Raw genomic sequence first — 26,605 nt, 5'->3', positions numbered from 1 at the left:
GCGGACGGATCGCCGGGTGTGGGTCGAGTCGGACATCGAGGCTCCTTCGACGGGGCGGAGGCCGGCGCTGTCGGGTGCAGCGGGACCGTCGGGCGAGCTCTTTATCTACTGATGATTCCCCTTTGAGGTGCTTTGAAGCAATCGTTCGAGGGCACGCGATTCGTATGGAACGGGCGTCTGAGCAGCAGATCTCCGCCAGCCGCCGCTTCCCCCTCAACGGTGGGCGGGGCGTCGTGGCACGGTGCCGTGATCTGACACGCGAGGCCCTGGACGACTGGTTCGGCATGTCGGGCGCCGACGGACGTGTCCGGGCCCAGGACGCACTGCTGCTCGTGTCCGAGGTGGTTACCAACGCGTGTACGCACGGTGGCGCTCCGTACGAGCTGAGGCTCGACCGCGGCCCCGGCCGGATCCGGGTACAGGTGAGCGACACGGGCACGGCCGGGCCGCGGCCCCGTGGCCCGCACCATCCGGCCCGTGCCTCCGGGCACGGTCTGTATCTGCTCGACCGCCTCTCCGACGAGTGGGGATGGGCGCCCCAGGGGACGGGCAAGGCCGTCTGGTTCGTTGTCACGGTCCCCGATTAGCCCCTCCGCCCCCTCATGCCGTGCCGCCGGCCGCCGGGGTGTCATGACACTGCCCGCGTGCCACAGTGGAGGAGGCCGTGGGCGACGCTGCTTCCGCGGTGACGGGCCCACGGTGCAGCACGTCACGACAGCCGAGGTCTGCGATGGACGCGTCCAGCAGTACGCCCGAGCCTCTACGGGGCCGCGCGGAACTGAGCGAGGAGGGCCTCACCAAGCTGCTGGCGGGGCTCACCGCCGTGCGCGACGGTGACCTCTCCGTCCGCCTGCCCTACGACTCCGGCCTGCTCGGCGAGATCGCCGCCATCTACAACGGCATGGTGGACCAGCTCTCCCTCGTCACTTCCGAGGTGACGAGGGTGGCCCGTGAGGTCGGCAGCGAAGGACGGCTGGGCGGGCAGGCGGAGGTCGAGGGCGTCTCCGGCACCTGGAAGCGGCTCACGGAGAAAGTCAACGAACTCGCCGGGAACCTGACCCGGCAGGTGCGGGCCATCGCCGAGGTCACCAGAGCGGTCGCCGAGGGTGACCTCACCCGCTCCGTCACCGTCGAGGCACCCGGCGAGGTCGGCGACCTCAAGGACAACATCAACGCCATGGTGGAGTCGCTGCGGGCGACGATCCGCGCCAACGAGGAACAGGACTGGCTCAAGACCAACCTCGCCCGGGTCTCCGGCCTCATGCAGGGCACCAGGAGCCTGACCAGGGTGGCCGAACTGATCATGGACGAGGTGCCGCCCCTGGTCCGCGCCCAGTACGGCGGCTTCTTCCTCGCCGAGGAGGGCGAGGAAGGGACCGAACTCGTCATGATCGCCGCGTACGGGGCATCCGGCGGCCCCGCCGGATGCCGCCGCCGGATCCGGCTCGGCCAGTCCCTGGTCGGGCAGGCCGCCCGCAGCAGGCGCACGATCGAGGTGCACGACCTGCCGCCCGGCTACGCGACGGTCTTCTCAGGCACCGGCAGGACGGACCCGAGCCACCTCGTGGTGCTGCCCGTCGTCCTCGAGGACCAGTTGCTGGGCGTCGTCGAACTCGCCGCCGTACAGCCCCTGACGGGCGTCCACCGCGACTTCCTCGACCGGTTCATCGAGTCGGTCGGCGTCAACGTCAGCTCGCTGATCGCCAACACCCGCACCGACGAGCTGCTCGACAGGTCCCAGCGGCTGACCGCGGAGCTCAGCAACCGCTCCAACGAACTCCAGGCCCGCCAGGAGGAGTTGCAGCGCTCCAACGCCGAACTCAAGGAGAAGGCGGCGCTGCTCGCCGACCGCAACCGCGACATCGAACGCAAGAACCTGGAGATCGAGCAGGCCCGTCAGGAGCTGGAGGCCCGCGCACAGCAGCTGTCCCGGACCTCGATGTACAAGTCCGAGTTCCTGGCCAACATGAGCCACGAGCTGCGCACACCGCTCAACAGCCTGCTGATCCTGGCGCAGTTGCTCGCCCAGAACATCGAGGGCAATCTCACCGAGAAGCAGGTGGACTACGCCGAGGTCATCCACTCCGCGGGCTCCGACCTGCTGCAGCTGATCAACGACATCCTCGACCTGTCCAAGGTCGAGGCCGGAAAGATGCCCGTCCACCCCGCGCCCTTCCCCCTCAGCGGGCTCATGGAGCACGTCGAGGCCACGTTCCGGCCCGTGGCGACCGAGCGCGAGCTCACCTTCGAGGCCGTGACGGAGCCGGACGCGCCGCAGTGGCTGACCACCGACGAGTCGCGGCTCCGCCAGGTGCTGCGCAACCTGCTGTCGAACGCGCTGAAGTTCACCGACCAGGGGCGGGTCGAACTGCGGGTCGCCGCCGCGGGCGAGGAGGAGGTGCCCTCCTTGCTGCGGGACTCCGGACCCGTCGTCGCCTTCCGCGTCGTCGACACCGGCATCGGCATCCCCGCCGACCGGCTGCAGAGCATGTTCGGCGCCTTCCAGCAGGGCGACGGCACCGCCTCCCGCCACTACGGCGGCACCGGGCTCGGCCTGTCGATCAGCAGGGAGATCGCCCGGCTGCTGGGCGGCACCATAGAGGCCCAGAGCACCCTCGGACGCGGCAGCTGCTTCACCCTGTACCTGCCGGTCCACCGTCGCGGCTCCACCCGGGTCGAGCCCGGTGAGGTGAAGGGCGAACCCGGCGCCGGGGGCACCGGGCCGGTCGCGCCGGTGAGGGACCGTACGGTCCTGGTGGTCGACGACGACACGCGCAACGTCTTCGCGCTCACCGAACTGCTCGAACGCGAAGGCGTGCACGTCATCACGGCCGACAACGGCAGGGCCGGCATCGAGCTGGTGCGGACCCGTCACGACATCGGGCTCGTCGTGATGGACGTGATGATGGCGGGGACCGACGGCTACTCCGCGATGGAGGCGATCAGGAAACTGCCGCACGCCGCCGACGTGCCGATCATCGTCGTCACGGCGAAGGCGATGGCGGGCGACCGGGCAAAGGCGCCGGCGGCGGGAGCGGACGACTACGTGTCCAAGCCGGTCGACACCGACCGGCTCATGGCGAAGATCCGGCTCCGGCTGGAACAGGGCCGCTGACAGGGCCTCACCGCCACTGCCTCGGGTTCCGCGGTGGCGACCTCAGCCGACGCGTACGGCGATCAGACTGGTGTCGTCGTCCGTGTCGCCGGTCGCGTCCCGCAGCAGCCGGTCCACCTGCTCGTCGACCTCACAGGCCGTGAGCTTCTCGGCGGTGCGGCGCAGTGCCGCCAAGCCCTCGTCGAGGCCGTCGTGGCGGCGCTCGATCAACCCGTCGGTGAAGAGCAGCAGTGTGTCGCCACGGCGCAGCTGCGTCGTCGCCTCCCGGTAGACGGGCGCGAGGGTGGCGCCGAGCAGGATGTCCCGCGGGGGATCCAGCAGCCGCGCCCTGCCGTGACGCAGCAGCAGGATCGGCAGATGGCCGGCGCTCGCCCAGCGCAGCGTCCTGTCGCCCGGGTCGTACAGCGCGCAGAGCGCCGTGGCCGTGGGATGCCCCGCGGTGTGCAGGGTGACCTCGTTCAGCCAGGCCATCAGTCGGGCGGGGGAGTGGCCGGTGAAGGCCAGGCCGCGCAGCGCGTTGCGCAGGGCCACCATGCCGGTGGCCGAGTCGATGCCGTGGCCGGCGATGTCACCCACCGCCATCAGCACCTTCCCGTCGGGCAGCGGCAGGATGTCGTACCAGTCCCCGCCGACCCGGTACTCCTGCGCCGCGGGGCGGTAGCGGGCCGCCACGCTCAGCCCAGGCAGCTTCGTGAGCGACGGCATCTCCGGAACGATCGCCTGCTGGAGCTGGAGCACCAGCCGGTGCCGCAGCGTCGCCTGCGCCCGCACGGCCGTGAGCTGGTCGAACGTCGCCGTCAGCGCGACCTCCGCGTGGTACTCGGCCGAGATGTCCTGGTAGACGCCGGTGATCCCGCACAGGTCCACCCCGTCCAGCAACGGCTCAGCGGCGATCCGGACATGACGCAGCCCGCCGTCGCGGCGGACGACGCGGACGACGGCCGCGGCGCCCTTGCGCCGCTCGACCAGATCGGTGAGGAGTTCGCGCAGCTCGCCGGCGTCGTCCGGGTGCACACGCGGTTCAAGCTCGATCAGCGGGACCGGCGCCGATCCGAAGGGCATCCCGAAGATCGCGTACGTCCGCTCCGTCCAGGTCGACCGGCCCGAGCCGAGGTCGTCCTCGAAGAGCGCCAGGCCCTGCAGCCTCCCGACGGCGCGTCCGCCCGCCGTGCGGTGGTCGCTCCGGGTGTGCCACAGCACGACGGTCCGGTCGTCGCCCGCCGGCAGCACCCGTACATCCACCAGCGGCGCGCCGGCACCGGACCTGTGTTCTGCGGGCAGCCGCGCGGCCCGCTGCGGGGTGCTCGCGTGCCCGGCCCGGCGGGACATGGCCTCGAGATCGACATGGAGCAGCGGGAACGCGGCCTCCACCGGCCGGCCCACCGCCCGGTGCGAGCCGCCCAGCGCCTCGCCGGCCGGACCGTTGACGTGCTCGACGAGCAGGGAGCCGGTCCTGGGGTCACGTCTCAGGGTCACCGCCGGATGGACCAGCGCGTCCAGCAGGTCGTCCAGTACGGGCTGCTCGGACGGCCTTGCCTCCTCGGCCGTCAGCACCCGCGCGGCGACCGCTACCAGGCCGGTGAGCGCGCCGCGCAGGGAGTCCTCCAGGTCGGCGGCGGCGGGCCAGACGGCGAGCGCCAGTCCCACGGTCCTGCCCCGCGACCGCAGCGGGAACAGCGCTCGGGCCGCGCGGTCCGAGGGGCCGGGCAGCGTTTCTCCCGGCGGCGGACCCGTCGGCAGCCACACGGGCGCTCCGTCCGCGAAGGCGGCGCGGACCGGTGCGGGAGCCGCCGGGGGGATCCACTGCCACTGCGACGCCTCGAGAGCGCTCACCCCCGCGTGACCCGCGAGCCGAAGGCACCCGGACCCGGTCAGCCGCCACAGCCACAGCGCTTCCACACCGAGCGGCCGCAGTCCGCTCTCCAGCAACGTGGCCGCGCCCTTGGACACGGTGGCGGCGGCCTCGACGGTCGTGACCACCTGGCGCAGGCGGCGCGCCTCGGCGTGCGGCGGGAGGCCTTCGCCCTGCGCGTCGCCGGGGTCGGCGGCCGTCGGACGGGGTGCGGTGACGGTGATACCGCCGGCCACGCCGTTCACGATGTCCGCGGCGATGTCCTCACGGCTCAGTGAGGCGGACTCGGCTAGGTGGGCGAGATGCTCCGCGGCCTCCGACGGCGCCATGCGCAACTGGGCGGCGAGGATCCCGCTTGCCAGATCGGTCAGATGGCGCCGGGACAGTTCCTCGCGGAGTGCGGCGTTCTCCTCGCCGAGGCGGTGGACCGACGACGCCCGGCCGCTGCGCCCGCCGCCCGCGGGTCCTTCGGCAGGCAGGACCACGACCACTCCCATCTCGAGCAGTCACTGCGACCAGACCATCGGGTGGACGCGCCCCGTCAGGATTTTACGCGCGCCCGTCGGGCCCGGCAGAAGTCGTCCGCCGCCCTCGCGGCGGGCTCTGCCAGACGCCTGGCCGGCCGCCGGAATGTCCCTCGGAGCGCGGGGTACACGCAGTACCCGATCGGCCGCGCCCGAAGTCGCGGCGATTGCGGCACCATCCGGGCGCGGCGCACGGTGGAGGGGTTGATTTCCCGTCCCCGGTCACAAGATCCGGTCGCTAAGGAGTGGTCATGCCACGCGGTTCGAGTTCCAAGAGGGAACGACAGTACGAGCACATCAAGGAGGGGGCCGAGGAACGCGGAGCGAGCGAGAAGCGCGCCAAGGAGATGGCAGCGCGCACGGTCAACAAGGAGCGTGCCCGTTCCGGCGAGTCCAAGAGCGCGAGCAAGACCTCCACGCAGGACATGTCGTCCTCCCGGCGCGGCGGCAAGCGCTCGCAGAGCGGCTCGGAAGGCCCCACGTACGACCAGCTGTACGCGGAGGCGCAGCGCCGCAACGTGCACGGTCGCTCATCCATGAACAAGGACGAACTCAAGCGGTCACTGGGCAAGTGACCGGCCGGCGGGGATGCCGGACGCTACAGGAGGCCGCGGCGTCCGGCATCCGCATGTACGGGCCCGCCCGCTACGCCGGTTCACCGCGATCCGGCCGGCCCGCCCCGGTCGGCCGTTCACGACCCGCCCTTACCGTCGGCCCGGGGGCCCGGCGCCCGTGACCCTTGCCGTCGGCCCGGGGGCCCGGCGCCATTCAGGCGGCCGCGTGTTCTTTCACTGAACCGGCGAGTTCCTTGTCGAGCGCGGCCCGTACCAGCCCTGCCGCGAGGTGCGCCGCGTCGGCGTCGTCCGCCAGCTTCAGCAGCGTCGCCGGGTCGTCGGCGACCCCGAGCCGGCGGGCGCCCTGCAGAGCCTTCTCGTCCAGCAGCGGCCCTGCCTCCGGCCACACCGCCTGCACCTCCCGCAGGAAGATGTCCGCGCCCGCCGGACCGATGCCGGGAACCTCCCGCAGGAGGTGCCGCAGTTCGTCGACGTCCCCGCCGGCCTGCGTCCGCATCCGCCGCAGATCGCCGCCGTACCGCTCGATCAGCAGCTCTGCCCCGTCGCCCAGCTGTGTCGCCGTGCGCTCGTCGTAACGGCGGTAGCCACCGCGGCCGAGGGCGTCGACGCGTTCCTGCCACGACGCCTTCTTCATCGCTTCGGGGGTGCGCATGCCGGCGTCGCTCAGCTCACGGGCCGCCGCGACCGCCACGGAGGCCCGGATACGCGCACTCAGCAGATGGGCGAGGACCAGCAAGCGGTACAGCGGCTGCGGCGTGTCCCGAAGCCTGATGCCGGCCTCCTCCGCGTACGTGCGCCCGTGGTCCTCGAGGAGCGTGTGCAGCACGGCGCGCTGCTGCTTGTCCTTGCCGCCGCTCCCTCGCGTGCTCATCGCCGTTCGCCCTCCTCGTACGGCCAGCGCAGCAGTGCGCCCAGTCCGCCCACCGGCACGTCGTGGGAGCCGTCGGCGGGGACGCTCTGCACCTCGGCGCCGGTCACCACGGCCGAGCGCAGCAGCGCGTCGTCGGCGCGGGCCGCGGAGGGCCGGGTCTCGCCCAAGTACTGCGTCTCCGTGCGGCGTACGGCCAGCTGGTCGGGCTCGTTGCCGACCCAGACCTCGCGCTGGGTGTCGGCACCGTCCGGCCTCACGAACAGCTCGGCGATCCGGTGCTCCCGGGCGGCCTCCACCAGGTCGGGGACGGTCTGCGCGACCGAGTCGTGGGCGGCGCGGAACCGGTCGAGCTCCTTCTCGGCGGTGCGCAGGGCGAGCTCGTGCAGTGCGCTCTCGATGTCCTTGTCGAGCAACCGGGTGGCCGCGCCCTCCGCCCGGCCGCCGTGCTCGGTCTCCACGGCGATCGGCCGCAGCCGCGGGGGCAGCTTGTCGTGGACCGCCCTGCGCTCACGCGCCCCGCCGGCGAGCACGATCAGGTCCGCCTTGACCTCCTGCTCGCGTGCGGCGATCGCGGCCGCTATCTCGCCGGCATTGTGCTCCCAGGTGTTCTCGACGCTCCGCTGGAAGTGCCACTCCGACCAGTCGTCGCGGCCCGTCCGGTGCACCGGCCAGTCCCAGCCCTCGGCCTGGCCGGCGGGGTGGGCGGCGACGGGGGTACGCACCTCCAGGTCCGCGCCCAGCCGGTCGATGTACGCGACCAGGCACACCGGTTCCCGGGCACCGAGGTCGAGGAGCGGCGACACGTGCGGCAGGGCGGACCACCGTACGTCCGCCGATACGGACGGTGGCGTGGCGAGCGGCGGATCGAGGATTACCTCACCCGCGGTCGCGAACACGGCGCGCCCCGGCCCGTGCGTCGGCCCCGGCCGTGACATCAGGGCGTCGTAGACGGCGCGCCAGGTCGCCTCGTCGGCCCCCTGCCGTCCGAGGGAGTCGCACACGTCGCGGGCCTGCAGCTCACGCCGCCTCGTGGTCGACTCGTTCTCCCATCCGGTGTCGAGATGAACGCTGGCCCATGGACCTGGACGCTCGTAGAGAGGGGTGAGAAACGACAGCTGCATGACTTCCTCCCTCGGAGGCCGGGTATCGCGTCACCAGCGGGTACCCGCAAGGTCAACCCACACACGCCACGACCAGCACGACTCGGAAGGGACGGTTGCCGTGAACGAGAGCGAGCACGGGCACAGGGGCGTCGACCCGGCGGACCTCAGCGAACAGGACCTGCTGCGGGAACTCGAGACCATCCACCGCAGCCGCCACGACACACTCCTCTACGGTTCGGCCGCCGCCCTGGAAGCGCACAATGTGCGGATGGCGGATCTGGAGGCCGAGTATCTGCGGCGGCACCCCGACCGGCCGGTGGCCGCGGGCCGTACCCGTGCGGGGGCCCGGGAAAGGACGCAGTGATTGTCCGCGGGACGGACGTCCGGGACACGGAGCAGGCCCCGGCGCACGGGGGCCTGCTCCGTGTCCCGCTTGCCCGGACCCGGGCAGCCTCGAGCGTGTGAACGCGCCGGGCGCGTCCACACGTGGTGTCCGGCGGCTCAGCTGCTCGCGCCGACGCCGGAAGCCTTCGCGAACTCGGTGGTGAACGCGTCGCAGAACGCCTCGAGGTCGCCCGGTTTGCGGCTGGTGATCAGCGTGCCCGGGGCCGCCTCGCAGACGCGCACCTGCTCGTCCACCCACTCGCCGCCCGCGTTGCGGATGTCGGTACGCAGACTGGGCCACGAGGTGAGACTGCGGCCGCGGACCACGTCCGCCTCGATCAGCGTCCACGGCGCGTGGCAGATCGCCGCGACGGGCTTTCCCGCCTCGAAGAACGCCTTGACGAAAGCCACGGCGTCGGCGTCCAGACGCAGCGCGTCGGGATTGGCCACACCACCGGGCAGCACCAGCGCGCCGAACTCGTCGACCGACGCGTCCGCGACCACCTGGTCGACGGGGAAGGTGTCCGCCTTGTCGAGGTGGTTGAACGCCTGCACCCGGCCGGAACGCGTCGACACCAGCTGCGGTTTGTCGCCGGCGTCCGACACGGCCTGCCACGGCTGCGTGAGTTCGACCTGTTCCACTCCTTCAGGGGCCGTCAGAAACGCGACCAGCATGATCAGCTCCTTTCGTTGTTGCTCTCCGCGACGCTGATCTCCGCCAGCGCGGAGTGCGGGTCCTGGGCGGCGGCGAGGTCTCCGAGGCTCACTACGCCGAGCGGGCGGCCGTCCTCCACGACCGGCAGCCGACGCACCGCGTGGGTGCGCATCAGCCGTACCGCGGAGCCCACCGAATCGTCGGGGGCCACGCACACCGGGTCGGGGGTGCACGCGGAGGAGGCACTGACGCCTGCCGGATCCGCGCCCTCGGCGACCGAACGGAGGGTGATGTCCCGGTCGGTGAGCATCCCGACCACCTCGTCGCCGTCGGCGACCAGCACGTCGCCGATGTCCAGGTCCCGCATCAGTCGCGCCGCCTCGACGAGTGAGGCGTCCGGCCGCACCGCCGCCACCCCGGCCGTCATGACTTCTCTTACGAGCTGTGCCATCGCTGTTCGCCTTCCACTCGTCCCTCACCAGCCCGTTCGGGGCGGCTGCCGGGGCCGGGTACCCCACTCCACCGGCACCGACACAGGAAGGGACCGGGCAGGCGCGGTGTTTTCCGACGGTCAGGTTTGGACCCGCGGAGGGCGGGGACCCGAAGATCGGCCGAGCGGCCATGGGATGGGAGAACGGGCCGGGTGCGCGGATCGGCGGAACCGCGCACCCGGCCCCGCCATGCGCCCGAGGCCTGCCGCTGCTACGGCTGCCGCGGCTCCGGCTGTGCGAAGGCTTCGAGGATGCGCTCCGCGGCGAGCGTGGCGGTCAGCCGCCCGTCGCGGACCTGCTCCTCGAGACCGGCCGTCAGCTCCCGCACTCCCGGGTGCCTGTGCAGCCGCTCCAGCAAGGTGTCGTGGACCATCGCCCACGTCCAGCCGATCTGCTGCTCGCGGCGCTTGGCGTCGAGAGCGCCGGTCGAGCCCAGGACCTTACGGTGCTGCTCCAGACGCTCCCACACAGCTTCCAGCCCGGTGCCCTCCCGGGCGCTGCACGACAGCACGGGCGGTGTCCACGCGGCGTCGGCGGGGTTCATCAGGCGCAGGGCCCCGGCGAGTTCGCGTGCCGCGGAGCGGGCGTCGCGCTCGTGCGGACCGTCGGCCTTGTTGACGGCGATCACGTCGGCCAGTTCCAGGACGCCCTTCTTGATGCCCTGCAACTGGTCACCGGTGCGGGCGAGACTGAGCAGCAGGAATGAGTCGACCATGTCCGCCACGGCGGTCTCCGACTGTCCGACGCCCACCGTCTCCACCAGTACGACGTCGTAGCCCGCGGCCTCCATCACGACCATCGTCTCCCGGGTCGCCTTTGCCACCCCGCCCAGCGTCCCCGAGCTGGGGGAGGGGCGTACGAACGCGGCCGGGTCCACCGCCAGGCGTTCCATCCGGGTCTTGTCGCCCAGGATCGAGCCGCCCGTGCGGGTGGACGACGGGTCGACGGCGAGCACCGCGACGCGGTGTCCGAGCCCCGTGAGCATCGAGCCGAGCGCGTCGATGAACGTGGACTTACCGACGCCGGGCACCCCGCTGATACCCACTCGCCTGGCCGCCCCCGCGAGCGGCAGCAGCTCGGTCAGCAGCCGTTGCGCGAGCGCCCGGTGGTCGGGGCGGGTCGACTCCACCAGCGTGACGGCGCGGGCGATGTACGCCCGAGAGCCGTCCCGCACGCCCTTCACACAGGCGTCGATGTCGATCTTCGGTGGCATGGGCAGGCCCTACGACAACGCGTGGCCGAGCGAACCGGCCAGGGTCCGCACCAGGTCCCGCGCCGCGTCCGGGATCACCGTCCCCGGCGGGAACACTGCCGCGGCGCCGGCCTCGTGCAGCGCGGGGACGTCCTGCGGCGGGATCACACCGCCGACGACGATCATGATGTCGTCGCGGCCCTCCGCCGCCAGCTCCTCGCGCAGCGCCGGCACCAGCGTCAGGTGCCCGGCCGCCAGGGACGAGACGCCGACGATGTGGACGTCCGCCTCCACCGCCTGCCGGGCGACCTCGGCCGGCGTCTGGAACAGCGGGCCGACGTCCACGTCGAAGCCCAGGTCGGCGAACGCGGTCGCGATCACCTTCTGGCCGCGGTCGTGCCCGTCCTGGCCCATCTTCGCGACCAGGATGCGCGGCCGCCGGCCCTCCGCCTGCTCGAACTCGCCTACCAGGGCACGGGTCGCGTCCACCGCGGGCGACATGCCTGCCTCGTTCCTGTACACACCCGAGATCGTACGGATCTGGCCGGAGTGCCTGCCGTACACCTTCTCCAAGGCGTCGGAGATCTCCCCGACGGTCGCCATCGCACGGGCCGCGTCCACCGCCAGCGCCAGCAGATTGCCCTCGAGGCCGCCGCCCTTGACGTGGCCGGCCGACGCGGCCGCGGTAAGGGCCCGCAACGCGTCCTGGCAGGCGGCCTCGTCACGCTCGGCGCGCAGCCGCCGCAGCTTCTCGATCTGCTGGGCCCGCACCTGTGAGTTGTCGACCTTCAGCACGTCGATCTGCTCGTCGGACTCCACCCGGTACTTGTTCACCCCGATCACCGGCTGGCGTCCGGAGTCGATACGTGCCTGGGTGCGCGCCGCGGCCTCCTCGATGCGGAGCTTGGGGATGCCGGCGTCGATGGCCTTCGCCATGCCGCCCGCGGCCTCGACCTCCTCGATGTGCCGCCAGGCGCGCCGGGCCAGGTCGTGCGTCAGCTTCTCGACGTACGCGCTGCCGCCCCACGGGTCGATGACCCGGCAGGTGCCCGACTCCTGCTGGAGCAGCAGCTGGGTGTTGCGGGCGATGCGCGCGGAGAAGTCGGTCGGCAGGGCCAGCGCCTCGTCGAGGGCGTTGGTGTGCAGCGACTGGGTGTGCCCCTGCGTCGCGGCCATCGCCTCGACACAGGTGCGGGTGACGTTGTTGAAGACGTCCTGGGCCGTCAGCGACCAGCCGGAGGTCTGCGAATGGGTGCGCAGCGACAGCGACTTCGGGTTCTGCGGGTCGAAACCCTTCACCAGCTTCGCCCACAGCAGCCGTGCCGCCCGCAACTTCGCGACCTCCATGAAGAAGTTCATGCCGATCGCCCAGAAGAACGACAGCCGCGGTGCGAACGCGTCCACGTCCATGCCCGCCCCGATCCCGGCACGCAGGTACTCCATGCCGTCGGCGAGCGTGTACGCGAGCTCCAGGTCGGCCGTGGCCCCGGCCTCCTGGATGTGGTAGCCCGAGATGGAGATGGAGTTGTATCGCGGCATCTTCTGCGCCGTGTACGCGAAGATGTCCGAGATGATCCGCATCGACGGACCGGGCGGATAGATGTAGGTGTTGCGGACCATGAACTCCTTGAGGATGTCGTTCTGGATGGTCCCCGCGAGCTTCTGTGCCGGTACGCCCTGCTCCTCCGCCGCCACGATGTACAGCGCGAGGACGGGCAGCACCGCGCCGTTCATCGTCATCGACACGCTCATGCGGTCCAGCGGAATGCCGTCGAACAGCTGCCGCATGTCGTAGATCGAGTCGATCGCCACACCGGCCATGCCGACGTCGCCGGTGACCCGCGGGTGGTCGCTGTCGTACCCGCGGTGCGTCGGCAGGTCGAACGCGACGGACAGACCCTTCTGGCCCGCCGCGAGATTGCGCCGGTAGAAGGCGTTCGACTCCTCGGCCGTGGAGAACCCGGCGTACTGCCGGATCGTCCAGGGCTGGTTGACGTACATCGTCGGATACGGGCCGCGCAGATACGGCGCCACACCCGGATACGTACCGAGGAAGTCGACGCCGGCCAGGTCCGCGTCCGTGTACAGCGGTTTCACCGGAATGCCTTCCGGCGTCTCCCACACCAGCTCACCGGCCTCCTTGCCGGTTGCGGCCTCGAGCGCCGCGCGCCACTGCTTCTCGTCGGCCGTGCCCGCGGTGGCGGGCCCCAGCTCGATACCCGTGAAGTCCGGGATGCCCATCACGCCACTCCGATCCGGTCGAGGGTTCCGGTCAGCACGGCGACCGCGTCGCCGCCCGCGACGACGAACTCGTCGATCCCGGCCCTCTCGTACGTCTCACGCTGTTCGCCGGGCCGCCCGGCGAGGAACACCCGCAGAGCACCGGCCGCCTTCAGGGCCGCAGCCACCCCCGCCGCCTGCTCCGCGTAGAGCGCGTCGCTGGAGCAGATGCACGCCACCTGCGCGCCGCTCGCGTTGAAGGCCGCCGCGGCCGAGGACGCGTCGACACTCACCGGGTCGTGCACCGTTTCGATGCCGCCGGCCTGGAAGAGGTTGGCCGCGAAACCCGCCCGCGCGGTGTGCGCGGACGCCGGGCCGAGCGCCGCGACGAACACCCTGGGACGGGTGCCTGTCGCCGCCAGATGCGCGTCGGAACGGGCCCGCAGCTCCTCGAACGCCTCGTCGCGGCGGACCACCGGCAAGCCACCCGACGGCCGCCGCGGAGCCGGGTCGCGTTCGACCGCCGGCTCACCGAGCAGCGGGAACTCGCTGACGCCGGTCACCGGTTCACGGCGGGTGTCGAGCCTCCTGCGCCGGCTCTCCCACGTCGCGCCGAGGCGCTCGGCGACGAGTCCGCCGCGCAGCGCGGCGGCCTGGCCGCCGGCGCGTTCGATCTCCTGGAACCACGCCCAGGCCGCCCGGGCGAGCTCGTCCGTGAGCCGCTCCACGTACCAGGAGCCGCCTGCCGGGTCGACGACCCGGCCGAGGTGCGACTCCTCCAGCAGGATCGAGGACGTGTTGCGCGCGATGCGGCGGGCGAACGCGTCCGGCAGGCCCAGCGCGTGGTCGAAGGGGAGCACGGTCACCGCGTCGGCGCCGCCCGCGCCGGCCGCCAGCGAGGCGACCGTCGTGCGCAGCATGTTCACCCACGGGTCCCGCCGCGTCATCATCACCGCGGAGGTCACGGCGTGCTGGCGCTGGGCGGCGGCGCCGCCGGTCACTCCGCACACCTCGGCGACGCGGGCCCACAGCCGGCGGGCCGCCCGCAGTTTGGCGATCGTCAGGAACTGGTCCGCGGTGGCCGCGTACCGGAACTCCAGCTGCCCGCAGGCCGCTTCGGCGTCCAGCCCGGCGGCGGTCAGGTCACGCAGCCAGGAGACACCGGTGGCCAGCGAGCAGCCCAGCTCCTGGGCGGCACTGGCGCCGGCCTCGTGGTACGGAAGGGCGTCGACGCTCACCGCGCGCAGATTGGGATACGTGGTGCTGGAGAGCACGGCGAGCTCGGCGGCGACGGCGGTCCGCTCCTCGATGTCCGCGTGGTGGCCGGTGCGTGCGGCGTGGCCCAGCGGGTCCGCGCCCAGACTGCCGAGTGCCGACTCCGGGGCCGTCGCCCGCTTCCCGTACAGGCGGAGGAGTTCGCGTGCCGCGGCCTCGAAGTCGCCGCCCGCGTCCAGAACCACGGGAGCCAGGTCCAGGTGGACGCCCTCCAGGGCCGTGGCCAGGCCGTCGACGGGTACGCCCGCCTCGCCGACGGCCAGCCACACGGAGGCCGCGCCGTTCTCCAGGTCGGCGAGGATCGCCTCGTTGGTCCGGGCCGGGTCCGGCCGTTCGTGACGCTGGCGTACGTCCCAGCCCGCGACCGAACCGCCCTCCGGAGTGGCGCCGCGGGTGAAGGGGGCGAAACCGGGGAAACCGGCCGAGTCGGCACCGCCGGCGGACGTGTAGAGAGGACGGGTGGTGATCCCGTCCTCCAGCGCCGTGGACAGTGCGTCCTCTGCCGCCGCGCCCGCCGCGTCCTTGCCTGCCTTGCGCAGTACGCCTTCGACCAGGCGCTGCCACTGCTCGTGGGTCGCATCCGGAAACTCGGCGGCCAGTGAGAACCCGTCATCGGGGAGGACCGTCATGCCCCGGATGTTAGGTCAGTACCCACAGTCACAGCAGGTCCGGCGGCTGTGACCTTGCCCTCTCCGGGGCGCTCTTGATCCATTGCGCCCGGTGCCCTATCCGCCTGCCGTCAGAGGGGGGCCGCCCGGTCCCCATGCATGGCGCTACCTCAGGCGGGTACCCGCAACGGACCGGATGACAGGGACCAGAACGGACCGCAGAACTGACAGAAACAGGTGAGTCACATGGGTCTTGGCGGATGCATCATCCTGATCGCCGCCGGAGCGATTCTCACGTTCGCCACCGACTGGGAGGTGGAAGGCGCGAACCTCGACGTGATCGGGCTGATCCTCATGGCCGTCGGCATCATCGGAGTCGCGACCTTCACCAGCATCGCCCGGCGCCGGCGTGTGGTCGTGCCGCCCTCGACGCCGGTCGTCGAGGACAGGCCGAACCCCCGCACGTACGAATGAGGACGGGGCTCGCACGTACGACGACAGGGCGAACCCTGGGACGTACGAATGCGGACGGGCGTGGACCCCGCACGTACGAAGCCGGACCGGCGCAGGCACGGAGGACCGCCGCACGGGAAACGCCCGGGCCCGGCCCGGGGCGTCAACGGGGCGGTCAGGGTTTGACCGGCGGCGCCGGGGGCACCCGGAGCGCGCTCGATGCGCAAGTCCCTTAACCGTTCACGTTCATAACGGAGCCGATCGTGAGCCGTTCCCGTGTCGTCGTCGTGGGAGCCGGGTTCGCCGGTTTCCACGCGGCCCGCACCCTCAGCCGGACCCTCCGCGACGACGCGGAGGTGGTCCTGCTCAACCCGACCGACTACTTCCTCTACCTGCCGCTCCTGCCGCAGGTGGCGGCCGGCATCCTCGAACCCCGCAGGGTCACCGTGTCCCTGCCCGGTTCGCTGCCGCGGGTCCGCCTGGTCCTCGGCCGGGCCACCGGGGTCGACCTCGACGGGCGGTACGTCCACTACGAAGACGCCGAGGGAGGGACGGGCCGGCTCGGCTACGACCGGCTCGTCCTCGCCGTCGGCAGCGTCAACAAGCTGCTCCCCGTTCCCGGCGTCGCCGAACACGCACACGGCTTCCGCGGACTGCCCGAAGCCCTCTACCTGCGTGACCACGTCACCCGGCAGATGGAGCTCGCCGCCACCGCGGAGGCCGAGGCGGAGCGCACGGCCCGCCGCACGTTCGTCGTCGTCGGTGCCGGCTACACCGGCACCGAAGTCGCCGCCCAGGGCGCCCTGTTCACCCGGGCGCTGGCGGAACGGCTGCGCACCGGCCACCGGGAGCCCCCGCCGCGCTGGATCCTGGTCGACATCGCGGAACGGATCCTTCCCGAGTTGGACCGCAGGCTCTCCGACACCGCCGGCCGGGTGCTGCGCGAGCGGGGCGTCGAGGTCCGCACCAAGACCTCCGTCAAGGAGGCCACGGCGACCGGGGCGCTGCTCGACGACGGCGACGACATCGCCACCCGCACCCTCGTCTGGTGCGTGGGTGTGCGGCCCGACCCGCTCGTCTCCGAGGTCGGGCTCCCCGTCGAGCGCGGACGGCTGGTCGTCGACTCCAGGCTCACTGTGCCCGGCCACCCCGAAGTCTTCGCGTGCGGCGACGCCGCCGCGGTCCCCGACGTGACCAGGCCGGGCGAGTACACGCCGATGACGGCCCAGCACGCCTCCCGTCAGGGCAGGACGGCCGGCCACAACGTCGCCGCCTCACTCGGCCGCGGCACCCCCCGCGCCTACTCCCACCACGACCTCGGCTTCGCCGTCGACCTCGGAGGCGTCAAGGCCGCCGCGAACCCGCTCGGCGTGGCCCTGTCCGGGCCCCTCGCGGGCGCGGTCACCCGCGGCTACCACCTCGCCGCGATGCCCGGCAACCGGGTGCGCGTCGCCGCCGACTGGGCGCTCGACGCCGTACTGCCAAGGCAGGCGGTGCAGCTGGGGCTGGTGCGTTCCTGGTCGGTCCCGCTGGACACCGCTTCGCCCGAACTGGCGCGCGTCGGCGGCGCCCCTTCCAAGGAGCAGTGAGATGCAGGACGGACAACTCACGGAGCTGGCCCAGCAGTTGCGGGTGGACGCGGTGCGCGCCGCCGATGCCGCGGGCTCCGGGCACCCCACCTCTTCCATGTCCGCGGCCGACCTCGGCGCCGTGCTGCTGGCCCACCATCTGCGGTACGACTTCGGCCGGCCCGAACACCCGGGCAACGACAGGCTCGTGCTCTCCAAGGGCCACGCGTCACCGCTGCTCTACGCGATGTACGTGGCGGCCGGGGCCATCGACGACGAGGAACTCCTCACCTTCCGCAAACACGGCAGCCGCCTCGAAGGGCACCCCACTCCGCGGCTGCCCTGGGTCGACGTGGCCACCGGCTCGCTCGGCCAAGGACTGCCCGTCGGGGTCGGCATGGCCCTCGCCGGCAAGCGGCTGGACCAGATCCCGTACCGCGTGTGGGTGCTGTCCGGCGACAGCGAGATGGCGGAGGGCTCCGTCTGGGAGGCCGTGGAACACGCCTCGTTCGAACGGCTGGACAACCTGACGCTGATCCTCGACGTGAACCGGCTCGGCCAGCGCGGCCCCACCCGCTTCGGTTGGGACCTCGACGCGTACGCCCGCCGGCTACAGGCCTTCGGCTGGCACACCGTCGAGATCGACGGGCACGACGTCAGGGCCGTCGACGAAGCCCTGTCCGAGGCCGCCGGCACGGTCGGCCGCCCCACCGCCGTCATCGCCCGCACCGAGAAGGGCCACGGCGTGGCCGCCGTGGCGGACCAGGAGGGCAAGCACGGCAAGCCCCTGGCCGACGCGTCGGAGGCGATCGCCGAACTGGGCGGCGTGCGCACCGCCAGGATCGAGGTCCAGCAGCCGCCGGCGGCCCGGGTCCTGCACGAGCGGCACACCGAAGGTCTCACCCTCCCCACGTACGACACCGGCGGCAAGGCCGCCACCCGCACCGCCTACGGGCAGGCCCTGGCCGCCCTCGGCTCCGCACGCACGGACGTCGTCGCGCTCGACGGCGAGGTCGGCGACTCCACGCGCACCCAGTACTTCGCCGAGGCGCATCCCGGCCGCCACTTCCAGTGCTACATCGCGGAACAGCAGCTCGTGGCCGCCGCCGTCGGCATGTCCACACGCGGCTACGTCCCCTACGCCGCCACGTTCGCGGCCTTCCTGACCCGCGCCCACGACTTCATACGCATGGCCGCCGTCAGCCGCGCCTCCGTCAACCTCGTCGGATCCCACGCCGGCGTCGCCATCGGCCAGGACGGGCCGTCACAGATGGGACTCGAGGACCTCGCGATGTTCCGCTCGGTGCCCGGCAGCACCGTTCTCTACCCGTGCGACGCCAACCAGACCGCACGGCTCGTCGCGGCCATGGCCGACCTGCCGAACGTGAGCTACCTGCGCACCAGCCGCTCCGACATGCCCGTGATCTACGGCCCCGAGGAGGACTTCCCCGTCGGCGGCTCCAAGGTGCTGCGCGCCTCGCACCGGGACCGCGTGTGCGTCATCGCCGCGGGAGTGACCGTGCACGAGGCGCTTGCCGCCGCCACCGTCCTCGAACGGGAAGGCATACCGGTACGCGTCATCGACCTGTACTCGGTCAAGCCGGTCGACGCGGGCACCCTGCAGAGCGCCGCCGACGACACCGGCTGTCTGCTCACCGTGGAGGACCACCGCACGGAGGGCGGCCTCGGCGACGCGGTGGCCGAAGCGTTCTCCGACGGACGGCCGATGCCGCGGTTGATACGGCTCGGGGTGCGCAACATCCCGGCGTCCGCCGAGCCCGCGGAACAACTGCACACCTCCGGCATCGACGCCGAGTCCATCAGCGCGGCCGTGCGCCTGCTCGTCGCGGAAGCCATGGTGCGCCCGTGACGAAGGAGCGGACCCACCCCGTGCGGGCCGGCGGGCGGACCGTCGAGATCCAGCGGCCGGACAAGGTGCTCTTCCCCGACGACGGCATCACCAAGGCCGGTCTCGCCGAGTACTACCGGGCGATCGCACCGCACATGCTGCCGCATCTGCGCGGACGGCCACTGATGCTGGAACGGCACCCCGACGGCATCGGCGGGCCCCGCTTCGTACAGAAGAACACCCCGGAGAGCTACCCGGACTGGGTGCGCAGGGTGGAGGTCGGCAAGGAGGGCGGCACCGTGGTCCACACCGTGTGCGACAACACTGCCACCTTGATGCACCTGGTCGACCAGGCGTGCATCACCTTCCACCGCTGGCAGTCACGGGCCGGCCGGCTCGAGCGGCCGGACCGGCTGGTGTTCGACCTGGACCCCTCGGGCGACACGGCCGACGACTTCGGGACGGTGCGGCGCGCGGCGCGGCAACTCGGTGAGCTCCTCGATGATCTGCGCCTCAACTGGGTCCTGATGACCACCGGCTCCCGCGGGCTCCATGTGATCGTGCCCCTGTCCGGCGACGCAGACTTCGACGGGGCGCGGGCCTTCGCCCAAGAGGTCGCGGAGACCCTCGCGCGACGTGACCCCGACCGCTTGACCACCGCGGTGCGCAAACAGGCCCGCGGCGACCGGCTCTATCTGGACGTGCAGCGCAACGGCTATGCGCAGACGGCGGTGACGCCCTACTCCGTGCGTGCCAAGGCCGGGGCGCCGGTCGCCGTGCCGATCAGCCGGGACCAACTGGACGATCCGCGGACGGCCCCCAGGCGGTGGACGGTCGCGGACGCGCTCGAACAGGCAAGCACCGACCCGTGGGGCGACGCGCTCGGCGGCCGGCGGGCACTGGGCCCGGCCGGCCGCCGGCTTGCCGCCCTTCGATAGGAGCGGCCTTTCGTCACTCGTCTACCACCTGTACCAGCGTGACCGCCCGCCACCCGCCGTCGTGCTGCGCATCAGGAATCCCAGCAGCCAGATGACCAGGACGGCGAGGGCGATCCACCACAGGACCTCCAGCGCGAATCCGGCGCCGAAGAGAACGACGGCGAGAAGGAGAACAAGCAGGATAGGAACCATTGTCTGCACCTCCATTACGGCGGGTGCCCGCATTTTCCCGCCGCACACACTGTCCGATGCGAATGGAGTCTGAGCGTAATGGACCGGAAAAGGGGCAATGGCAATGGAAAGGGAAATGAAGTACGCGGCCGCGACGAGACAGAGGAAGAAAGGGCCGACCGCAGGTGGGCCGACCTGCTCCAGGAATTGCGGGTCGCGCAGACCGGCGTGCAGATCCTCTTCGGTTTCCTGCTGACGGTCGCGTTTCAGCCACGCTTCGTCGATCTGTCGCAGACCGACCAGACGATCTACTCCGTGACCGTCGTACTGGGCGCCGCGACCACCGGGGTGCTCATCGGTCCTGTGGCGTTCCACCGGATGCTCACCGGCCGCCGGCTCAAGCCGCAGACGGTCTCCTGGGCCTCCCGCCTGACCGTGCTCGGCCTCGTGCTGCTCCTGTGCACGATGGCGGCCGCCCTCCTTCTCATCCTCCGCGTCGTGCTCGACGACACGATCGCGCTGTGGCTCGTCGTCGCCATGGTGGTGTGGTTCGTGGTGTGCTGGTTCGTTCTGCCCGCGTGGACCCGCGCGACGCGCCGCGGACTCGACTGACGCGATTTCAGCCGCCCTGTCCCACAAGGGGATGGGGCGGTTGTGGTGCCATGAGGCGTCAGCGGTACTGTGCGCGCACCGCCAGACGCATTGGCGCGGTAATCGTGGAGGAATCAGTGATTGAGACCAGAAGAACGTGGCGGCGTACGGGAGCGCTCATAGCCGTCGCTTCGGCCGGCGCGCTCGGCGTCGGCCTTTCCGCCGCACCGGCGATCGCACACACGCCGGTGTGGTCGGTGACCTGTGACGAGGTCAGCGTCGACCTGACCGCGTACAGCCCCACCGAGGAGAACACCGTCACCATCACGGTGGACGGCAAGGAACTGCTGCCGACGAAGACCTTCAAGAAGGAATTCCACGACAAGCTCGACCTTCCCGAGCACGACAAGGAACTCACCGTCCGTCTGATCGTCGTGGCCGGCGACGGCGACCAGTTCTCGCGCGACGAGTCCAAGACCGCGCCGGTCTGCGACGAGACCCCGAGCCCGACGCCGTCGACGACGCCTCCCTCGCCGACGCCGAGCGAGACCTCGCCCACCCCCAGCGAGACGCCCAGCACCAGCGCGCCGGCCACCAGCGCCCCCGCGACCAGCCCCGCGACGCCGCCGAGTTCCGGGACGCCGGGCGGCGGTCTGGCCGAGACCGGTGGCTCCAGCGCCACCCCGGTCATCGCCGGAGCGGCTGCCGCGGTGATCCTCGCCGGCGGCGGCATCATGTGGGCCGCGCGCAAGCGCCGTAGCGCCCAGCACTGACATGACGCAGGCGGGCGGGCCGTGACGGTCCGCCCGCCTTTCGCCGTCCCGGACCACGCCGCCGTGCCGCCGCCCACGCGGCCCCGGCGCATCCCGCCGCCGTCGCGGCCGGTCACCCGTCGCCGCGCGGCGGGGACCGCGCCCGGCTGAGCCCGGTCCGGCCGCTCAGGGTCCGGCCGAGGAGCGGCGGCGTACGAAGAGTGCGCCTTCTGGGCGTTCTCCCTGACGGTCGGTGCTCGTGCCGGGGGTGATCGGCCGCGAGATCAACGCACCTCCCGCACCGGGCCGCCTTTGTCGCCGAGCCGGAGGTGTCGAACCGGCCGTCCGGGCACCGACCATGACGCCGCGTCCTACGGGTCCCGCCGAGGGTGCCGCGCGTCGGCTGCCGCTTCTGGGTCCGCCGACTCACCGGCGCCGGCCGGGCGTTCGGACGCCATGGCCCCAACCGCTCCGGAACAGCGCAGGCGGCAGGGCGGCGGCGCGCGTCCCTCACGGCGAACACTCAGCGGCACGGACGTCGCCCGGCTCGTCGCAGTCGACCGGCACCGTCGTGTTGAACCGGAGTGCTGATGCCCCGTCACGGGAAGATCTTTGTGCGTCCCTTGTGTTCTCCTGTCCTTCATCCCGACCTCTGGCGCGATCCTCCCGGCCCGGCGATGCTGTCCGCCGACAGCGCTTACTGCACGCTCAACCAGCCATCCTCCAGGAGTACTTGTGGGCCTTGGCAGAGCTAGACACACCGTCGTGCTGGCCGCGACGCTGTCCGCACTCGTGGCAGGGGCCGCCGCCCCCGCCGTCGCTGATCCACCGCCCCCGCCGCGGCAGTCCGCCGAAATGCTGAGGCCCGTCGCACCGCCGCCGGCCAGCGCCCCGGGCGGCAGCCGGACATCCGTCGCCGACCCCGACGGCATCCAGACCGCCCACGCGTCCCGGCCGGTCGCACCCGGCGTGCGCCTCACCTCGTACGACCGCCTCGAGGCCGACAAGTGGCTCCGCGTCGACGCGCTCTCCGTCGACCTGGGCAGCGGCATCCAGGCCGACTACCTGTCGTCGGGGAAGGTCGCCGACCGCGGCAGTGTCTCCGAACTCGCCGCCCGGCACGACGCCGGCGAAGGCCGCCGCACCGTCGCCGCCATCAACGGCGACTTCTTCGACATCAACCAGACCGGCGCACCGCAGGGACCCGGTGTCAAGGACGGCGAGATCACCCACTCGCCCGCACCGGGAGCCCACCGGGCCGTCGGCATAGGCCCGAAAGGCGCGGGCCGGGTGCTGCAGATGTACTTCGAGGGCACCCTCACCGTCCCCGGCGGAACCCATCCGCTCGGCGCGTACAACGCCGCCAACGTGCCGGTGGGCGGGATCGGGGCGTACACCTCGGCATGGGGCGAGGCCGACCGCGCCCTCACCACCGACACGGCGACGCCCGTCGCGGAAGCCGTCGTACGCGACGGCAAGGTCATGGAGCTGCGCGACCGGCCCGGCACCGGCAGCGTGCCCGCGGGCACCACGGTCCTCGTCGGCCGCGAGGCCGGGGCCGGCGTCCTCGCGGCCCTGCGGCCGGGCGACGCGGCGAAGGTGGAGTACCGGCCCCGTACCGACAACGGCCCCGTGCCGCGCACCGCGGTCGGCGGCCGGGAACTCCTCGTCGTCGACGGCGTCGCCCAGAACCACGACGGCGCCGGCAACAACACCGCCGCGCCCCGCACCGCCGTCGGCTTCTCGAAGGACGGGCGGGCCATGCAGATCATTACCGTCGACGGCCGGCAGGCAGACAGCGGCGGCGTCACCCTCACCGAGCTCGGCCTGATGATGAAGAAGGCAGGCGCGCACAGCGCGCTGAACCTGGACGGCGGCGGCTCGTCCACCCTGGTCGCCCGCGAACCGGGCAGCGACGCCCTCCAAGTGGAGAACAGCCCCTCCGACGGCAGCGAGCGCGAGGTCCCCAACGGTCTCGCCCTCACCGCCCCCGACGGCAGCGGCACACTGCATGGCTACTGGGTCGAGACCGCCGTACCGGCGTCCATGGCCCCCACCGCCGACCCGGTGCGCGGCGGCCACCCGGAGCGGGTGTTCCCCGGGCTCACCCGCAGGCTCACCGCCGCGGGCTACGACGAGACGTACGGACCGGCAGCGGGCACCCCGCACTGGCGCGCCCTGCGGCCCTCCGTCGGCCGGGTCGACCAGGACGGCGTCTTCCGGGCACGGCGCAGCGGCACGACCGACGTACGCGCCGAACGCGCCGGCGCCGAGGGCGGCATCCGGATCACGGTGCTCGACGACCTGGCCCGCATCGAACCGACCACGCGACGGGTCTCCCTCGATGACGCCGGTACGGCCGGCACCTTCGGTGTCCTCGGCCTCGACGCCCAGGGCAACAGCGCGCCGATCGAGCCCGCCGACGTACGACTCGACTACGACCACGCCCTGTTCGAGGTCCGCGACGACGGACGCGGCTCCTTCACCGTCACCGCGCGGACCGGAGGCGGCACCGCCGGGCGCATCACCGCGACCGCCGGGGGCGTGAGCACCACGCTCGCCGTGAGCGTCGGCCTCGCCGAGCAGGCTGTCACCGGCTTCGACGACGCCGGCTCGTGGACGTTCAGCCAGGCCCGGGCGAGCGGCTCCGTCGCGGCGACACCGGACGGACACGACGGCACCGGCCTCCACATCGCCTACGACTTCACCCGGTCGACGGCGACGAGGGCCGCCTACGCCAATCCGCCGCAGCGTATCCCGGTCGCCGGACAGCCGAGGTCCTTCACCCTCTGGATCAAGGGCGACGGCAACGGCGCCTGGCCCACCCTCCACCTGAAGGACGCCGCAGGGTCCGATCAGCTGCTGCGCGGGCCCTACGTCACCTGGAGCGGTTGGCGGCAGGTGAAGTTCGACGTGCCGCAGGGCGCGGCGATGCCGCTGGCGGTGCACCGGTTCTACCTGGCGGAGACCGCAGCGAACCGGCAGTACACCGGCGGGATCGTCATCGACGGACTCGACGTGCAGGTGCCCCCCGCGGTCGACCTGCCCCGCGTGCCTCCCGTCGTCGACCCCCTGATCGATCCCGCGACCGTCACGGAAGGGCGCGACTGGCAGTTCGCCGTCATGTCCGACGCCCAGTTCGTCGCCCGCGCCCCGGACAGCCCGATCGTCGCCCAGGCCCGGCGGACCCTCCGGGAGATCAAGGCGGCACGGCCGGACTTCCTCGTCGTCAACGGCGACCTCGTCGACGAGGGCTCACCGGCCGACCTGGCGTTCGCCCGCCGTGTCCTCGACGAGGAACTGGGGGACGACCTGCCTTGGTACTACGTGCCCGGCAACCATGAGGTGATGGGCGGGAAGATCGACAACTTCGTCGCCGAGTTCGGGCCCGCGCAGCGCACGTTCGACCACCGGGGCACCCGCTTCGTCACCCTGGACACCTCCAGCCTGACGCTGCGCGGAGGCGGACTCGCCCAGATCAAGGAGCTCCGCGCCCAGCTCGACGCGGCGGCGGCCGACGCGGGCATCGGGTCCGTGATGGTCGTCGAGCACGTCCCGCCGCGAGACCCGACCGGCCAGCAGGCCAGCCGGCTCGGCGACCGCAAGGAGGCCGCGCTGATCGAGAACTGGCTGGCGGACTTCCGCCGTACGACCGGCAAGGGCGCGGCGCTGATCGGCAGCCATGTCGGCGTCTTCCACGCCGCGCACGTCGACGGCGTGCCGTACCTCGTCAACGGCAACTCCGGCAAGGCGCCGGCCGGTCCGGCGGACGCGGGAGGCTTCACGGGCTGGTCGCTCGTCGGCGTCGACGGCGTCTCCCGCGCCGAGCAGGCGGCTGCGCGCCGGGCGCCGTGGGCGGCCCGGCCCGACTGGCTCTCCGTCCAGACCCGCACGCACGTGGACGTACTCGAACTGGAGGCGCCGGCCGCGCTGCGGCCCGGCGAGAGCGGGGACGCGAAGGCGACGGTCGTCCAGGGCACACGCCGCGTTCCCGTGGCGTTCCCCGTCAGCGCGGACTGGTCCGGCTCGCCCAACGTCCACATCGGCCCGGCGGACGGCGCGCGGGGCCGCCATGTGGCCGCCTTCGACCCGGCGACGGGCCGCCTCACGGCGCTGCGTTCCGGGGAGTTCACGCTGGCGGTGACGGTGAACGGCGCGACCACCGAGGTACGCAGGAGCGTGGTGACGCCGCGGGACAGGGCGGCGTGACGCGGAAGGGGGCGGGGTCCTTTCCCACCCCGTCCCCTTCCCGTCCACGGCCGTGGCCCCGGACGGACGCGGACCGTGGCCAAGGAGGAGGGCAAGAGCCTTGTCTCCGGGGTCAGTTGGCGAGTCCGAGGCCCGGCTCGCCCGCCGCGAGAGGGGCGAAGTGCCGTTCGACGTCCCTCTCGGGGACCGCGTCCAGCCGCGCTGGCGACCACCGCGGGTCGCGGTCCTTGTCGATGAGCTGGGCGCGGATGCCTTCGACCAGGTCCGGCGCGGCGAGGGCCGTGCAGGAGACCCGGAACTCCTGCTCAAGGACCGGTTCGAGCGCGCCCAGCTCACGGGCTCGGCGCACCGCGGCGAGGGTCACCTTCACAGCGGTGGGCGACCTGCTCAGGATCGTCTCAGCGGCTTCCTTGGCGGCGGGCTCCCCGCAGTCCGACAGCCGTTCGACGATCTCTTCGGCGGACCCGGCGGCGTAGCAGTGGTCGATCCACCCGCGATGGGGGGCGAGTTCCGCCGCCGGGGCTTCGGCCGCGTACCGGCGCAGCGCCTGCGCGGGATCCGCCGACCGGAGGGACCCGGCGAAGCCGGCGAGGCGGTCGCCGGGCACGAAGTGGTCGGCAAGGCCCAGCAGCAGCGCGTCGCCGGCGCCGACCGCGTCACCGGTGAGCGCCAGGTGGGTGCCGAGTTCGCCGGGTGCCCGCGCCAGCAGATGGGTGCCGCCGACGTCCGGCACGAAGCCGATCCCGGTCTCCGGCATGGCGACGGCCGAGCGCTCCGTGACGACCCGGACGCTGCCGTGCGCGGACACCCCGACGCCGCCGCCCATCACGATGCCGTCCATCAGCGCCACGTACGGCTTGGTGAAGCGGGCGATCCGCGCGTTGAGCCGGTACTCGTCCCGCCAGAAGGCCACCGACGCCCGGCCGCCGGCGCGCGCGTCATCGTGGATGGCGCGGATGTCCCCGCCGGCGCAGAGCCCTCGCTCACCGGCGCCGGAGACGACCACGACGGCGATGTCGTCATCGTGCTCCCAGGCTTCGAGCGCGGCGTCGACGGTGCGCACCATGGTGTGGGTGAGCGCGTTGATGGCCCTCGGGCGATTGAGCGTGATGTACCCGGCGCGCCCTTCGGTGCGCAGCAGCACCGAGCCGTCGGGCGCCGAGCCTTCGCGCAGCGGTGCGGAAACGTCGAGGGGCATCGCGTCGTCCT

21 protein-coding genes are annotated in these 26,605 nt (G+C 72.4%); 11 read left to right on the top strand and 10 right to left on the bottom strand.

The genetic code is table 11. The features are described from left to right. Positions 1–164 precede the first annotated feature (164 nt). Both MDN94_RS34205 and MDN94_RS34200 read left to right on the top strand, forming a co-directional pair. The gene (locus MDN94_RS34205) at positions 165–587 is read left to right on the top strand and encodes an ATP-binding protein (RefSeq protein ID WP_482729699.1); all 423 of its coding nucleotides are present in this window, start codon (positions 165–167) and stop codon (positions 585–587) included. A gap of 143 nt (positions 588–730) precedes the next feature. Next, positions 731–3,115: a hybrid sensor histidine kinase/response regulator gene (locus tag MDN94_RS34200; protein WP_482729698.1), complete on the top strand. Its 2,385-nt coding sequence runs from the start codon at positions 731–733 to the stop codon at positions 3,113–3,115. Positions 3,116–3,157: 42 nt separating this feature from the next. Here MDN94_RS34200 and MDN94_RS34195 read toward each other — a convergent pair whose 3' ends face one another. Then, positions 3,158–5,464, bottom strand: coding sequence for a SpoIIE family protein phosphatase (locus tag MDN94_RS34195; protein WP_482729697.1), 2,307 nt, complete (start codon positions 5,462–5,464; stop codon positions 3,158–3,160). Between the two features lie 278 nt (positions 5,465–5,742). Here MDN94_RS34195 and MDN94_RS34190 point away from each other — a divergent pair, with 278 nt between their 5' ends. Next, the gene (locus MDN94_RS34190; RefSeq protein ID WP_189472948.1) at positions 5,743–6,066 is read left to right on the top strand and encodes a plasmid stabilization protein; all 324 of its coding nucleotides are present in this window, start codon (positions 5,743–5,745) and stop codon (positions 6,064–6,066) included. A gap of 193 nt (positions 6,067–6,259) precedes the next feature. Here MDN94_RS34190 and MDN94_RS34185 read toward each other — a convergent pair whose 3' ends face one another. Further along, positions 6,260–6,937, bottom strand: coding sequence for an endonuclease (locus tag MDN94_RS34185; RefSeq protein WP_482729696.1), 678 nt, complete (start codon positions 6,935–6,937; stop codon positions 6,260–6,262). Beyond that, entirely contained in the window at positions 6,934–8,058 is a 1,125-nt protein-coding gene (locus tag MDN94_RS34180; protein WP_482729695.1) for a baeRF2 domain-containing protein, read from the bottom strand. Before MDN94_RS34180 ends, MDN94_RS34185 begins: the two co-directional genes overlap by 4 nt. Before the next feature lie 100 nt (positions 8,059–8,158). Between MDN94_RS34180 and MDN94_RS34175 the strand changes: the two genes are divergently transcribed. After that, complete coding sequence (locus MDN94_RS34175) at positions 8,159–8,404, top strand: DUF6158 family protein (protein ID WP_482729694.1); 246 nt, start codon at positions 8,159–8,161, stop codon at positions 8,402–8,404. 137 nt (positions 8,405–8,541) lie between these two features. Here the strand turns inward: MDN94_RS34175 and MDN94_RS34170 are convergent, their stop codons facing one another. The 5 genes from MDN94_RS34170 to MDN94_RS34150 all read right to left on the bottom strand — a co-directional run bounded on the left by MDN94_RS34170 (position 8,542) and on the right by MDN94_RS34150 (position 14,886). Further along, on the bottom strand, positions 8,542–9,099 hold the full coding sequence (locus MDN94_RS34170; protein ID WP_482729693.1) for a type 1 glutamine amidotransferase domain-containing protein: 558 nt from the start codon (positions 9,097–9,099) through the stop codon (positions 8,542–8,544). A gap of 2 nt (positions 9,100–9,101) precedes the next feature. Continuing rightward, on the bottom strand, positions 9,102–9,530 hold the full coding sequence (locus tag MDN94_RS34165; RefSeq protein WP_482729692.1) for a CBS domain-containing protein: 429 nt from the start codon (positions 9,528–9,530) through the stop codon (positions 9,102–9,104). A 251-nt stretch (positions 9,531–9,781) separates the two neighbouring features. Continuing rightward, positions 9,782–10,783, bottom strand: a complete 1,002-nt coding sequence (meaB, locus tag MDN94_RS34160) for a methylmalonyl Co-A mutase-associated GTPase MeaB (RefSeq protein WP_482729691.1) — start codon at positions 10,781–10,783, stop codon at positions 9,782–9,784. A 9-nt stretch (positions 10,784–10,792) separates the two neighbouring features. Beyond that, positions 10,793–13,003, bottom strand: coding sequence for a methylmalonyl-CoA mutase (gene scpA / locus MDN94_RS34155; RefSeq protein ID WP_482729690.1), 2,211 nt, complete (start codon positions 13,001–13,003; stop codon positions 10,793–10,795). Then, complete coding sequence (locus MDN94_RS34150; protein WP_482729689.1) at positions 13,003–14,886, bottom strand: methylmalonyl-CoA mutase family protein; 1,884 nt, start codon at positions 14,884–14,886, stop codon at positions 13,003–13,005. Before MDN94_RS34150 ends, scpA begins: the two co-directional genes overlap by 1 nt. A gap of 225 nt (positions 14,887–15,111) precedes the next feature. On the opposite strand from MDN94_RS34150, the gene MDN94_RS34145 reads away from it, so the two are divergent. The 4 genes from MDN94_RS34145 (at position 15,112) to ligD (ending at position 19,673) form a co-directional block, all read left to right on the top strand. After that, a complete protein-coding gene (locus MDN94_RS34145) occupies positions 15,112–15,339 on the top strand; it encodes a DUF6458 family protein (RefSeq protein ID WP_482729688.1) in 228 nt (75 codons plus the stop codon). A 242-nt stretch (positions 15,340–15,581) separates the two neighbouring features. After that, positions 15,582–16,907 (top strand): NAD(P)/FAD-dependent oxidoreductase, encoded by a 1,326-nt coding sequence (locus tag MDN94_RS34140; protein WP_482729687.1) that lies wholly within the window; start codon positions 15,582–15,584, stop codon positions 16,905–16,907. 1 nt (position 16,908) lies between these two features. Next, complete coding sequence (locus tag MDN94_RS34135) at positions 16,909–18,756, top strand: transketolase (RefSeq protein WP_482729686.1); 1,848 nt, start codon at positions 16,909–16,911, stop codon at positions 18,754–18,756. Then, positions 18,753–19,673 (top strand): non-homologous end-joining DNA ligase, encoded by a 921-nt coding sequence (ligD, locus tag MDN94_RS34130; protein WP_482729685.1) that lies wholly within the window; start codon positions 18,753–18,755, stop codon positions 19,671–19,673. Before MDN94_RS34135 ends, ligD begins: the two co-directional genes overlap by 4 nt. A gap of 21 nt (positions 19,674–19,694) precedes the next feature. On the opposite strand, the gene MDN94_RS34125 is transcribed toward ligD, so the two are convergent. Further along, positions 19,695–19,865 carry a hydrophobic protein gene (locus MDN94_RS34125; RefSeq protein ID WP_159694679.1) on the bottom strand — a complete coding sequence of 57 codons (171 nt, stop codon included), beginning with the start codon at positions 19,863–19,865 and terminating at the stop codon, positions 19,695–19,697. 78 nt (positions 19,866–19,943) lie between these two features. On the opposite strand from MDN94_RS34125, the gene MDN94_RS34120 reads away from it, so the two are divergent. The 3 genes from MDN94_RS34120 (at position 19,944) to MDN94_RS34110 (ending at position 25,396) form a co-directional block, all read left to right on the top strand. After that, entirely contained in the window at positions 19,944–20,456 is a 513-nt protein-coding gene (locus tag MDN94_RS34120; protein WP_441266207.1) for a DUF6328 family protein, read from the top strand. A gap of 116 nt (positions 20,457–20,572) precedes the next feature. Next, on the top strand, positions 20,573–21,208 hold the full coding sequence (locus tag MDN94_RS34115) for an LAETG motif-containing sortase-dependent surface protein (RefSeq protein WP_482729684.1): 636 nt from the start codon (positions 20,573–20,575) through the stop codon (positions 21,206–21,208). Between the two features lie 747 nt (positions 21,209–21,955). Beyond that, a complete protein-coding gene (locus tag MDN94_RS34110; protein WP_482729849.1) occupies positions 21,956–25,396 on the top strand; it encodes a phosphodiester glycosidase family protein in 3,441 nt (1,146 codons plus the stop codon). 112 nt (positions 25,397–25,508) lie between these two features. Here MDN94_RS34110 and MDN94_RS34105 read toward each other — a convergent pair whose 3' ends face one another. Then, positions 25,509–26,594 carry an enoyl-CoA hydratase/isomerase family protein gene (locus MDN94_RS34105; protein ID WP_482729683.1) on the bottom strand — a complete coding sequence of 362 codons (1,086 nt, stop codon included), beginning with the start codon at positions 26,592–26,594 and terminating at the stop codon, positions 25,509–25,511. Positions 26,595–26,605: the final 11 nt, after the last annotated feature.

Source organism: Streptomyces sp. WAC00040 (assembly GCF_056835925.1).
Note: the sequence above shows the minus strand (reverse complement) of the source record. Positions and strands in the feature narration are given on the sequence as shown.